At 55.6% G+C, this 11,371-nt stretch carries 12 protein-coding genes; 10 read left to right on the top strand and 2 right to left on the bottom strand.

Features of this window, described 5'->3' with window-relative positions; all coding sequences use genetic code 11:
* Window positions 1-16 precede the first annotated feature (16 nt).
* From rpsI to erpA, 4 genes are all read left to right on the top strand, one after another.
* A complete protein-coding gene (gene rpsI / locus ABWO67_RS16390; protein WP_353153446.1) occupies window positions 17-409 on the top strand; it encodes a 30S ribosomal protein S9 in 393 nt (130 codons plus the stop codon).
* 157 nt (window positions 410-566) lie between these two features.
* Complete coding sequence (gene argC, locus ABWO67_RS16385) at window positions 567-1,631, top strand: N-acetyl-gamma-glutamyl-phosphate reductase (RefSeq protein ID WP_353153444.1); 1,065 nt, start codon at window positions 567-569, stop codon at window positions 1,629-1,631.
* A gap of 54 nt (window positions 1,632-1,685) precedes the next feature.
* On the top strand, window positions 1,686-2,477 hold the full coding sequence (locus ABWO67_RS16380) for a DUF6776 family protein (RefSeq protein ID WP_353153442.1): 792 nt from the start codon (window positions 1,686-1,688) through the stop codon (window positions 2,475-2,477).
* Between the two features lie 59 nt (window positions 2,478-2,536).
* Window positions 2,537-2,905, top strand: a complete 369-nt coding sequence (erpA, locus tag ABWO67_RS16375; RefSeq protein ID WP_353153440.1) for an iron-sulfur cluster insertion protein ErpA — start codon at window positions 2,537-2,539, stop codon at window positions 2,903-2,905.
* Here the strand turns inward: erpA and ABWO67_RS16370 are convergent, their stop codons facing one another.
* The gene (locus ABWO67_RS16370) at window positions 2,906-4,012 is read right to left on the bottom strand and encodes an anhydro-N-acetylmuramic acid kinase (RefSeq protein WP_353153438.1); all 1,107 of its coding nucleotides are present in this window, start codon (window positions 4,010-4,012) and stop codon (window positions 2,906-2,908) included.
* Window positions 4,013-4,042: 30 nt separating this feature from the next.
* A complete protein-coding gene (locus ABWO67_RS16365) occupies window positions 4,043-5,416 on the bottom strand; it encodes a M23 family metallopeptidase (RefSeq protein ID WP_353153436.1) in 1,374 nt (457 codons plus the stop codon).
* Window positions 5,417-5,667: 251 nt separating this feature from the next.
* Here ABWO67_RS16365 and tyrS point away from each other — a divergent pair, with 251 nt between their 5' ends.
* From tyrS to ABWO67_RS16335, 6 genes are all read left to right on the top strand, one after another.
* A complete protein-coding gene (gene tyrS, locus ABWO67_RS16360) occupies window positions 5,668-6,897 on the top strand; it encodes a tyrosine--tRNA ligase (protein ID WP_353153434.1) in 1,230 nt (409 codons plus the stop codon).
* 27 nt (window positions 6,898-6,924) lie between these two features.
* Complete coding sequence (locus ABWO67_RS16355; RefSeq protein ID WP_353153432.1) at window positions 6,925-7,560, top strand: YbhB/YbcL family Raf kinase inhibitor-like protein; 636 nt, start codon at window positions 6,925-6,927, stop codon at window positions 7,558-7,560.
* A gap of 119 nt (window positions 7,561-7,679) precedes the next feature.
* Window positions 7,680-8,924 (top strand): serine hydroxymethyltransferase, encoded by a 1,245-nt coding sequence (gene glyA, locus ABWO67_RS16350; protein ID WP_353153430.1) that lies wholly within the window; start codon window positions 7,680-7,682, stop codon window positions 8,922-8,924.
* A gap of 39 nt (window positions 8,925-8,963) precedes the next feature.
* The gene (gene nrdR, locus ABWO67_RS16345; protein ID WP_353153428.1) at window positions 8,964-9,425 is read left to right on the top strand and encodes a transcriptional regulator NrdR; all 462 of its coding nucleotides are present in this window, start codon (window positions 8,964-8,966) and stop codon (window positions 9,423-9,425) included.
* A complete protein-coding gene (gene ribD, locus ABWO67_RS16340; protein ID WP_353153427.1) occupies window positions 9,422-10,570 on the top strand; it encodes a bifunctional diaminohydroxyphosphoribosylaminopyrimidine deaminase/5-amino-6-(5-phosphoribosylamino)uracil reductase RibD in 1,149 nt (382 codons plus the stop codon). Before nrdR ends, ribD begins: the two co-directional genes overlap by 4 nt.
* Window positions 10,571-10,608: 38 nt before the next feature.
* The gene (locus ABWO67_RS16335) at window positions 10,609-11,232 is read left to right on the top strand and encodes a riboflavin synthase (RefSeq protein ID WP_353153425.1); all 624 of its coding nucleotides are present in this window, start codon (window positions 10,609-10,611) and stop codon (window positions 11,230-11,232) included.
* Window positions 11,233-11,371: the final 139 nt, after the last annotated feature.

The raw sequence follows: 11,371 nt of genomic DNA, 5'->3' as shown, positions 1-11,371 counted from the left end.
ATTCTAAGGATAGGTCATGATCGGTAATTGGAACTATGGAACAGGCCGCCGCAAATCATCGGTGGCACGTGTGTTCTTGAAGAAAGGTTCGGGCAAGATTGTCGTCAACGGCAAGCCCGTCGACGAGTACTTCGCTCGTGAAACTGGCCGCATGATTGTGCGTCAGCCATTGGAACTTACCAGCCATCTGGAATCATTCGACTTCCAAGTCAATGTCCACGGCGGTGGTGAAAGCGGTCAAGCTGGTGCGATTCGCCACGGTATTACCCGTGCGCTTATCGACTACGACGAAACACTGAAATCGCCGCTCAAGCAGGCTGGTTTCGTAACTCGCGATGCTCGTGAAGTCGAACGTAAAAAAGTCGGTTTCCACAAAGCACGTCGTCGGAAGCAGTTCAGCAAGCGTTAATCTCGCTGTACTCAAGGCTTCGGCCTTGCGACCAACAAAAACCCCGGCTTCGGCTGGGGTTTTTGTATTAATAGGTCAGGTTTGTCCGGGGATTTCCCTGTGGGCGGCAAGCTTGTTGCATAATCTAGTTATTGACGATTTGTTTTTGGGAATTATTATGACTTCGGCAGGGGCGGCACAGATCAAGGTTGGTATTGTGGGTGGTACGGGCTATACGGGTGTAGAGCTATTGCGCCTGTTGTCGCAGCATCCCAACGCCCGGCTTACGGCAATTACATCGCGCAAAGAAGACGGCATGCCTGTTGCCGATATGTTTCCCAATCTGCGCGGCAAAGTCGATCTGTGTTTCCAAACACCTGAAAAAGCTCAGCTCGAACAGTGCGATGTCGTGTTTTTTGCCACGCCGCACGGGGTGGCCATGAGCCAGGCCGAAAATCTGCTCAAACACGGCGTGCGTATCATTGACCTGGCCGCCGACTTCCGTTTGCAAGACACCAATGTGTTCGAGCGCTGGTACAAAATGCCGCATTCTTGCCCGGACATTCTGCAGCAGTCTGTTTATGGCCTGGTTGAACTTAATCGCCAGAAAATTGCTGGCGCGCAGGTTATCGGTAATCCTGGCTGTTACCCCACAACGGTTCTGCTGGGGCTGGCTCCGCTTATCGAAGGTGGCCGCCAGCTTATCGATACCACGCACGTTATTGCAGACTGCAAGTCGGGGGTTTCGGGGGCAGGGCGCAAGGCAGAGGTCGGCTCGCTATTTTCCGAAGCCAGCGATAACTTCAAGGCCTACGGCGCGGCGGGCCACAGGCATCACCCTGAAATCTCTGAACAGTTGCAACTCCTTGCTGGTGCGCCGGTTGGGCTTACCTTTGTTCCTCATCTGGTGCCCATGATACGCGGCATGTTCTCTACGCTTTATGCGCGCATTTTGCCCGAAGCGCTGGATACCGACTTCCAGGCCTTGTTTGAACAGCGTTATGCCAACGACGCTTTTGTCGATGTCATGCCTGCGGGTAGCTTGCCTGAAACACGTTCGGTACGGGCGTCCAATTATTTGCGTATTGCGATCCACAGGCCGGGTGGCGGCGATCAATTGGTTATCTTGGTTACCCAGGACAACCTGGTCAAGGGCGCGTCGGGCCAGGCTGTGCAAAACATGAATCTTATGTTTGGCTTGCCCGAATCGACCGGCCTCGAGCATGTGGCTATTTTGCCGTAACAACTGTTTGTCGGCTTTTCGGAACCGATTGCCACTTGTGCGGTCTGTTCTATCATGAAGAAGCAAGCATCAGCAGTCGGCGCGTCGGCGCCCAAAAAGGCTCCGGCAGCGTCGGTGCCTGTTTCGGCGCACGCCGCAAGCAAATCCAAAGGGAAGTGGCTCTGGCTGGTTTTTCCAGTCTTTCTACTGGGTTTGGTAGTTGGCGGAGTGGGTGCCAAGTTCTGGTTTAACGATCAGGCTAGCCAGGAGTACAAGGCGGCTCGTCACGAACTGGAAACCCTGCTGGAGCAAAGCAGATCCAGCCTGGCTCAGGCCAATTCCCAGCTTGATGCGGTTCAAGGTCAGTTGATGGTCGAAGAAAGTACGCGCAAAGGGCTTGAGGCTTCCTTGCAGGCAAGCCAGGCCGAGCTAGGTCGCGCTAACGAACAATTGGCATTCTTTAATCAGTTGTTGCCGCCAGGCCCTGCTGGTTCAGTCAGCATACGGGCCCTTGATATCGAGCGAAAAGGCCCCATCTTGCAGTACAAGGTCTTATTAATGCGCACTGGCACCGGCGCTGACGGAAAACCTTTTAAAGGGGTTATGCAGTTTGTCGCTACAGGAAGCCAGCAGGGTAAAACCGTTAAAATAGAATTGCCAGCAGTCAAGCTGCCCGTTGCCACTAGCGCCAGTGCCGGCGATAGCGCTGAAACCAGTGGCCTTGAACTAAGCTTCGATCAGTTCCAGCGCAGCGGCGGTTTTTTAAGCATGCCCGAAGATTTCACACCGCAAACTGTCACGCTTAACGTACTGGATGGCGCGACGGTGCGCATGTCTCGTACGGTAAATCTGCCAGCGGCCGAATAGGCCGGGTGAATGTTATAGTTAGTTATTGTGCAGCCCTTATGGTTGCCGCGGAGTACCCTATGAATACCCTTACCGAATCCGTTGATCTGCAGGCGCCACCTACGCCTATTATCTTTACTGACGCCGCAGCGGCCAAGGTCAAAGATCTGCTGTCTGAAGAAGGCAATCCCGAACTTAAATTGCGCGTATTTGTGCAGGGCGGCGGCTGTTCCGGTTTTCAGTATGGTTTCACATTCGATGAAACCATTAACGATGACGACACCACCATCGACAAAGAAGGCGTCCAGCTATTGGTCGACCCCATGAGCTTTCAGTACTTGGTAGGCGCTGAAATCGACTACAAAGACGACCTGGAAGGCGCTCAGTTTGTTATCCGTAATCCCAACGCCAACTCGACTTGCGGTTGCGGTTCTTCGTTTTCGCCCTGATCAGGCGGGGTACTTGCACCCTAAAAGGCTGGCCCGGCGCGCGCCGGTGACATCGGGCAAACCAGCCCGATAGCCGCTGACATGTGCCCAGGCCAGCCAGGCAAAGGCCAGGGCCTCTACCAATTGCACGGGCATGTTCACGGCCGAGGTGGGGTATACCGGGCATGGCATGGTGTTTTGCAGGTCTTGCATCAAGCCATCATTCAGGGCGCCGCCGCCGCACACCAGCATATCCTTGGTGTCCGGTGCATGCCGCGCAATCGCCTGCGATACCGTTTCCGCTGTTAGTCGCTGCAAGGTGGCTTGTACGTCGTTATCGGCCAGCGGTGGGCCATCAAACGCCGACAGGCGTTGCTCTAACCATTCCCAATTAAACTGATCGCGGCCTGTTGATTTGGGCGGCGCTTGGTCGAACCAGGGTTCGCTGCGGATCAGGAATTCGAGCAGAGCCATATTGGCTTGCCCCGTGCTTGCCCATGAGCCTGCCGCGTCGTATGCGCTTCCCGTTTTCGCTTGTACCCAAAGATCAAGCAGGACATTGGCAGGACCAGTGTCGAAGCCGCGGATGCCTCCGTCGGGGCTTAACAGCGTTACGTTGGCGATGCCGCCCAGATTCAAAATTGCGCGAGCCTGCTGGTTGGCGAACAGGGCATGATGAAAAGCGGGCACTAAGGGCGCACCCTGGCCGCCAGCGGCTACATCGCGCGAACGAAAATCGGCTATGACGTCGATCGCGGTTCGTTCGGCAAGCAGGGCGGGCGCATTGATTTGTATGGTGTAGCCAGCGGCGGGGTCGTGCCTGACTGTTTGGCCGTGGGCTCCGATGGCGCGTATCTGGTCGGCGGTAAGGCCCGTCTGGGCAAGCAGGTCGTGCGTGGCGCTGGCATAGAGCTCGGCCAGGGCATTGCCAGCCAAGGCCGCACGGGCCAGTTCGTTGGCTCCCGCAATATTTAGCGCAAGAAACTCCTGGCGCAACGCCGTTGGCATGGGAAGGGATGTCGACGCCAGTACGGTGGGCTTGTCGGGGTGCGAGAAATCAGCAAGCACCGCATCAACGCCATCCGTGCTGGTGCCTGACATTAGGCCAATAAATAGCGCTTGCGGCATGATGCGTGGCAATTCCTTATGCAAGCTGCGTTAGCGGCTTGCGACCTGAGTGTCGTCGCTGCTTTGGTCGGTGGCGAGCAGTTGGATATGCTCGCGATACAGGGCAACGCTACGGTCAAACGCCTTGCGCTGTTGCCCATCCAGGGTGCGAGCAACAGGCAGGTCGACCGACAGAGGGTCTATCTGCTTATTGTCGACACGGAATTCATAGTGCAGATGGGGCCCGGTAGCCCAACCAGTAGAGCCTACGTAGCCGATAAGCTGACCTTGGCTGATAGCCTGGCCTTTTTTGATACCTGGGGCGAATCGGCTTTGATGAGCGTATAAGGTACTGAAATTGCTGTGATGTTTTATGATAATGGTATTGCCATAGCCACTCTGTTTTCCGACGAATTCCACTACGCCATCTGCTGTGGAATGTATTGGCGTGCCGGTGGGCGCGGCGTAGTCAACGCCTTTATGGCCGCGCCATCCGCCATGTACCGGATGCTTGCGCATACCGAACGTGGAACTGATGCGGGAAAATTTCAGGGCAGTGCGTAAGAAAGCGCCTTTCAGGCTGCTGCCGCTAAAGTCGTAATAACTGCCAGCCAACTTATCGGCGGCAAACCAGACCGCTTCGTAGGCCTTGTTTTTATTGACGAATTCAAGCGCCAGGATTTTTCCGGCCCCAATTTCCCGACCTTCATGGGAATACGATTCATAAACGATGCGAAAGCGGTCGCCTTGCCGTAAATCTTGTATGAAATCGATCTTGCTGCCGAGGATTTCGGTCATTTGCAAAGTGATCGCATCGGGGATGTCGGCGCTGTCGGTGGCGCCGAATAGTGAGCTTTTGATTTCGCTTTCGGCAATGCGGACTTGCACGTCTGCTACTTGGCTGTGTTCCGTCGCGGTAAAGCTTTCGTCGCCATTGGCGGATACCTCCAGCCACTTGGACACGTACTTGCCGTTATCGTTGGCGGCCGGCGTATGGTTGTAGCGTAGCCAGAGCAGGTTGCCATCGCCATCTAGCGCGGCCTGTATGCTGCGGCCTGGGTAAAGCTTGTAGATGGAGCGCGCATCTTTGTTCTGGACAAGAAACTGCTGCAGTCCGCGTTCTTGCACCCGCAGGCGTTGCAGCAGGGCTGCCAGGGTATCGCCGCGTCGGATCTGGGTTTCGCTGATGAATGGTGTTGTCGAGTCGGCCAGAGGTTGCGGAAACGGTTCAGGCAGAGCAAGAAGCTTGCTTGCCTGGTAAACCGTGGGTGTTTCTGGCGGCTTGACGACGGCCAGCGCGGCAGCGGTGACAAACAGGCCAAGGGCGACAAGCGCTATACCGTTGCGGATGAAATGGTGGGGTTTGCGGTGTGCACGAAGGGTGTCACGATACGAGGGAGTGTCTGTTGTCCCTTTTTTGAACATAAAAAAACCAAGACCTAGAATGCGCTGCTAAATTTGAAGAATGTATCCGGCCGGATAGAACTGCAGGAAATGCCGCGACCAAAAACGCGTACCCCTAACTCGGGGAGGGGAAGCGCTCTGATAAGATGATGCTATGCATCGTTTCTGTATAGACCCATAGGTATGCAGGGATCGCGCTCGCACGTTATGCTAGCGCATTAGGCTAAAGATTTCGAGTTTTTTTTTGTATATTTTCTTATAAAGCGTTTTATATGTCGCCCACCGAAGCCCCCATCACTCCACAAGTTGAAGCCGACTTGCGCATAGCCAAGCGCGGTTGCAGCGAACTGCTGGTCGAGTCCGAATTCGCCACGAAGCTTGCCCGTAGTCATGCCACAGGCAAACCGTTGCGAATCAAGCTGGGGTTGGATCCTACCGCGCCCGACATTCATTTGGGACACACGGTGGTGCTGAATAAAATGCGTCAGTTGCAAGATCTCGGCCATACCGTCATTTTCCTGATCGGCGATTTCACCTCCATGATCGGCGATCCCAGCGGGCGCAATGCGACGCGTCCGCCGCTTACCGCCGAGCAAATTCACGAAAACGCCAAAACCTATTACGCCCAGGCCAGCCTGGTGCTGGATCCCTCCAAAACGGAAATCCGCTATAACTCTGAATGGTGCGATCCGCTAGGTGCGCGGGGCATCATACAGCTGGCATCGCGCTATACCGTTGCGCGCATCATGGAGCGCGAAGACTTCACGCGGCGATTCAAAGGCGGTGTGCCTATTTCAGTGCATGAATTTTTGTACCCGCTGATGCAGGGTTATGACTCCGTCGCGCTGAAGGCCGACCTGGAACTCGGCGGAACAGACCAGAAGTTCAATCTTCTCGTCGGGCGCGAGCTGCAAAAAGAGTATGGCCAGGAACCGCAGTGCGTCTTGACCATGCCATTGCTGGAAGGTACTGACGGCGTCGATAAAATGTCTAAATCCAAAGGCAATTACATCGGCATCACCGAAACGCCTGAATCCATGTTCGGTAAGTTGATGTCGATCTCCGACACGCTGATGTGGAAATATTTTGAACTCTTGTCCTTCCGCTCTATGGACGATATCGCGCTGTTACAAAAGCAAGTAAAAGAAGGCATGAATCCGCGCGATACTAAGGTGTCCTTGGCTCAGGAAATGGTGGCGCGCTTTCATTCTCAGAAAGCTGCACAAGATGCGTTGGCAGGCTTTGAGGCACGCTTTCGCGATGGCGCCATTCCCGAAGATATGCCGGAAATTCAGATCGGCGCAGCATCCCTGGGAATACTCAAGGTCTTGCGCGAGGCCGGGCTGGTGGCGTCGGGCGCAGAGGCCCAGCGCAATGTCGAGCAGGGCGGGGTGCGTGTCAATGGCAGCCGTATCGAGGACAAATCCCTGGAATTGCCAGCAGGCACATACGTTGTACAGGTGGGCAAGCGCAAGTTTGCCCGGGTCACATTAACAGGCTGACAGCCCCTTTTATAGCAGGAGTTTGTTATGAAGCTTACTAGCGAATCGTTTACGGACCAAGGCGTCATTCCCGAACGCAATGCGTTTGCCAAGCCCGATGGACAGAACCATGTTTTGCTCGCGGGCAATGCCAATCCTCAGCTCTCCTGGACAGATGCGCCTGCGGCTACGCAATCGTTTGTGGTTATTTGCCATGACCCCGATGTGCCTAGCAAGCCTGACGATGTCAATCAGGAGGACCGCGAGGTACCTGCCGACCTGCCTCGAGTCGATTTTTACCATTGGGCGTTGGTGGATGTTCCCGCCGCAACCACATCTATTGCCGAGGGCGCCTATTCCGATGGGATTACCCCGCGTGGCAAAGCCGGGCCATTGGCGCTGGACGGGACCCGCCAGGGCGTAAATGATTACACCAGCTGGTTTGCAGCTGATCGCGACATGAATGGCGACTACTTTGGCTACGACGGTCCTTGCCCGCCCTGGAACGATGCAATAGTCCATCGTTATATATTCACGGTCTATGCGCTGGATATCGCCGAACTGCCGTTCGAGGGGAAATTTACTGGCGCCGATGTTATCAGTGCGATTCAAGGCCACGTGCTTGCACAGGCGTCGATCACCGGTATGTATAGCCTTAACCCGCGCCTTATCGGGAAATCGTAAGGCTTGTACACGCAAGCGGGCTCCCCGGTGCCTGCCGCTTTGCCGATCGTATGAAAACGTATTCGCGCTAGAATAGGCGAGTTCGTTCCAATTGCCAAAATCACCTATCAGGATAGCTAATGTTTGACCGCTCACGTACCCTTGATCAAGTAGACGCCGAAGTATGGGCAGCCGTTCAGAAAGAAAATGTTCGTCAGGAACAGCATATCGAATTGATTGCTTCTGAAAACTACACCAGCCCAGCCGTCATGCAGGCTCAGGGTACGCAGTTGACGAACAAATATGCGGAAGGCTATCCCGGCAAGCGCTACTACGGTGGTTGCGAATACGTTGATATCGTCGAGCAGTTGGCTATTGATCGCTTGAAGGAACTCTTCGGCGCTGAAGCCGCCAACGTTCAGCCGAATTCCGGCTCGCAAGCCAATCAGGGTGTGTACATGGCGGTGCTTAAGCCCGGCGACACCGTGCTGGGTATGAGCCTGGCCGAGGGTGGTCACCTTACACACGGTTCGCCCGTCAATGCATCGGGCAAGCTGTACAACTTCCTGTCCTACGGCCTGGATGCCAACGAAGAGCTCGACTACGTCCAGCTGGAAAAGCTGGCCAAAGAACACAAGCCTAAATTGATCGTGGGCGGGGCTTCAGCCTATTCGCTACGTATCGACTTCGAACGCATGGCGCGTATCGCGCACGATAACGGCGCCTTGTTCATGGTCGACATCGCGCATTACGCTGGTCTGGTTGCCGGCGGCGTTTACCCCAATCCTGTGCCGCATGCCGACTTTGTCACGTCGACCACCCACAAATCTTTGCGCGGCCCTCGCGGCGGCGTCATCATGATGAAATCCGAGTTCGAAAAGGTCGTCAATTCGGCTATTTTCCCCGGGATACAAGGCGGTCCGCTGATGCATGTTATTGCCGGTAAGGCAGTGGCTTTCAAAGAAGCGCTGGAACCCGAATTCAAAACTTACGCCGCCCAGGTTCTCAAGAACGCCGACGTATTGGCGCGCACTCTGGTTGAGCGCGGCTTGCGCATTGTTTCTGGCCGCACCGAAAGTCATCTTATGTTGGTCGACTTGCGCGCCAAGGGTATTACCGGCAAGGTGGCCGAGGCTGCCTTGGGCGACGCGCATATCACCGTCAATAAAAACTCCATTCCCAACGACCCCGAAAAGCCGTTCGTTACTAGCGGCGTGCGTTTGGGTACGCCGGCCATGACCACCCGCGGCTTCAAAGAAGCCGAAGCGGAACTCACCGGTCACCTTATTGCCGACGTGCTCGACAATCCGCACAACGAGACGGCTATTGCCGATGTTCGTAAGCGTGTCAACGAGCTGACGGCGCGTCTGCCGGTTTACCGTTAAGACAGGGACAGCCCCGGTTTTGTCCGGGGCCAGCCAATTATGAAATGCCCGTTCTGTAGCAGCTTCGATACGCAGGTTATTGACTCCCGGGTTTCGGAAGAGGGCGATACCATACGTCGCCGTCGCCGTTGCACGGCCTGTGATCGCCGCTTCACTACTTACGAACGGGTCGAACTGGTCATGCCTGCCGTGGTCAAACGCAACGGCACGCGTGTAGAGTTCGATATCAACAAGTTGCGCGGCAGTCTGAATCTGGCGTTGCGCAAACGGCCAGTAAGTACAGAAGACGTCGATGCCGCGGTGGCTCGCGTACAGGAACAGCTATTGGTCAGCGGTTTGCGCGAAGTCGGTACCGGCTATTTGGGCGAGCTTGTCATGGGCGAGCTCAGAAAACTGGACCAGGTCGCCTATGTGCGTTTTGCCTCGGTTTACAAAAGCTTTGAAGACATAGGCGAATTCGTCAAAACCATTGATGAGTTCCAGGCGCCCGGCAAGCCGTGACTACTTCCGCCATCATTGATGACGAAGGGTGGATGCGCCAGGCGCTGACGCTTGCAGAAAGCGTGATGTACATCACCGCGCCTAATCCTCGCGTGGCCTGCCTGATTGTGCGCGACGGTCAAGTATTGGCGCAGGGCGCAACCCAGGTAGCGGGCGGCCCTCATGCTGAAGTCATGGCCTTGCGCCAAGCCGCAGAGCGTGGCCTTGATGTGGCAGGCGCCACTATTTATGTAACCCTTGAACCCTGCAGCCATTACGGCCGCACGCCGCCCTGTGTCGATGCTGTCATCGCCGCGAGACCAGCCCGCGTAGTAGTGGCGATGTACGATCCTAATCCATTGGTTGGCGGCCGGGGCATCGCCAAGCTGCGCGCTGCTGGAATACCGGTTGCCACACAGGTTTGCACGCCTGAAGCCTTGGCGATCAATCCTGGGTTTGTTGCGCGTATGACCCGCAAAACGCCATGGGTGTGGCTAAAGTTGGCGGCATCGCTGGATGGCCGCATCGCATTAAGCAACGGCGAGTCGCAATGGATTACAGGTCCCGCCGCGCGTGCCGATGGCCATCATTGGCGCGCTCGTAGTTGCGTCATGCTGACAGGGTCCGGTACGGTAAAGGCCGACGATCCGCAATTGAATGTACGCCATGTCGAGACCGCGCGTCCACCGATCAAAGCCATTATCGATACGCGGCTGGAAATCGATGAAAACGCCCGTATTTTCGATGGCTCCAAGGTATGGGTATTTGCCAGCCATTCGAATCCGGCTAAAGCCGCACGTTTGGCTGACCGCAATGCCGAGGTGGTCGAGATGCCGGCATGCGGACAGCGTGTCGATCTGCCATCCATCATGCGCTGGCTGGGCGAGCGCGATATCAACGAGGTTCACGTCGAAGCGGGCTCGATACTTAGCGGCGCTTTATTGCAGGCGCAGTGCGTTGACGAACTGCTGCTCTATACCGCGCCTGTGCTGCTGGGCGAAGGGCTGGGCATGGTTCGTCTTGATGCCCTGAGTAGCCTGGCGCAAGCGCAGCGTTTCGAATTTACCGATGTCCAAAGCGTTTCCCCCGATCTGCGTGTACGCGCGCGGCATATCGAGCGCTGGAAGCATTTGTTGCAAGCAGTGCAGCCGCGCGATGTTAGGTAAAATGCCTGGCTTGCATTGCTAACCAAGAGAGATAGTTCATGTTTACAGGCATTGTTGCCGCTATCGGCGAAATCGTACGAGTAACCCCCTTTAATCGAGGGCAGGAAGATTCGGGCGTGCATTTAAGCATTCATGCCGAGGGCTTCCTGCGTGACTCCACCAAGCTTGGCGACTCCATTGCCATTCAAGGCGCCTGCATGACCGTCGTGGAGCTCGGACCGAATAGCTTTAGTGTCGATGTTTCGCGCGAAAGCTTGAATTGCACGGCAGGGCTGGATGCCCCCGGCGCGGTCAATCTGGAGCATGCTTTGCGCATGGGTGATTCGCTGGATGGCCATTTAGTGTCCGGTCATGTTGACGGATTGGGCGAGGTCTCGCGTTTTGAGCCCGTGGGCGAATCCTGGGACCTACGCATCAACGTGCCCGCAGCCCTTGCCAAGTATCTGGCATACAAAGGCTCTATTACCGTGAACGGTGTTAGCCTGACCGTCAATGATGTCGCTGATCATGCTGCCGGTTGCGAGATCCGTATCAATTTAATCCCGCATACAGTGGAAGCGACAACGCTCAAGCATCTCAAGGCCGGCGATAAGGTCAATCTGGAAATCGATATGATCGCCCGCTATGTAGAGCGCATGGTGGGCCTGCAGCATATTGGTTAGTGATTGATATGGTTTTTTGGTCGAAAAACCATATCGATAAGATTCTGTTAGAATAGCGGACTTCGCTTTCGTTAAGAGAGCAGGAATTAGGACAGGTGGCCGAGCGGTTGAAGGCGCACGCCTGGAAAGCGTGTATACG

It is taken from the genome of Pollutimonas bauzanensis (assembly GCF_040393045.1).
GTDB lineage: Bacteria > Pseudomonadota > Gammaproteobacteria > Burkholderiales > Burkholderiaceae_B > Pollutimonas > Pollutimonas bauzanensis_A.
The sequence above is the reverse complement of the archived record's forward strand: the minus strand, read 5'-3'. Positions and strand labels throughout refer to the sequence as shown.

Coding starts and splice junctions, on each gene's coding strand:
- tyrS (WP_353153434.1), top strand. CDS start 5,668: ATGTCGCCCACCGAAGCCCCCATCACTCCACAAGTTGAAGCCGACTTG.
- ABWO67_RS16380 (WP_353153442.1), top strand. CDS start 1,686: ATGAAGAAGCAAGCATCAGCAGTCGGCGCGTCGGCGCCCAAAAAGGCT.
- ABWO67_RS16335 (WP_353153425.1), top strand. CDS start 10,609: ATGTTTACAGGCATTGTTGCCGCTATCGGCGAAATCGTACGAGTAACC.
- ABWO67_RS16355 (WP_353153432.1), top strand. CDS start 6,925: ATGAAGCTTACTAGCGAATCGTTTACGGACCAAGGCGTCATTCCCGAA.
- ABWO67_RS16365 (WP_353153436.1), bottom strand. CDS start 5,416: ATGTTCAAAAAAGGGACAACAGACACTCCCTCGTATCGTGACACCCTT.
- glyA (WP_353153430.1), top strand. CDS start 7,680: ATGTTTGACCGCTCACGTACCCTTGATCAAGTAGACGCCGAAGTATGG.
- argC (WP_353153444.1), top strand. CDS start 567: ATGACTTCGGCAGGGGCGGCACAGATCAAGGTTGGTATTGTGGGTGGT.
- nrdR (WP_353153428.1), top strand. CDS start 8,964: ATGAAATGCCCGTTCTGTAGCAGCTTCGATACGCAGGTTATTGACTCC.
- erpA (WP_353153440.1), top strand. CDS start 2,537: ATGAATACCCTTACCGAATCCGTTGATCTGCAGGCGCCACCTACGCCT.
- ABWO67_RS16370 (WP_353153438.1), bottom strand. CDS start 4,012: ATGCCGCAAGCGCTATTTATTGGCCTAATGTCAGGCACCAGCACGGAT.
- rpsI (WP_353153446.1), top strand. CDS start 17: ATGATCGGTAATTGGAACTATGGAACAGGCCGCCGCAAATCATCGGTG.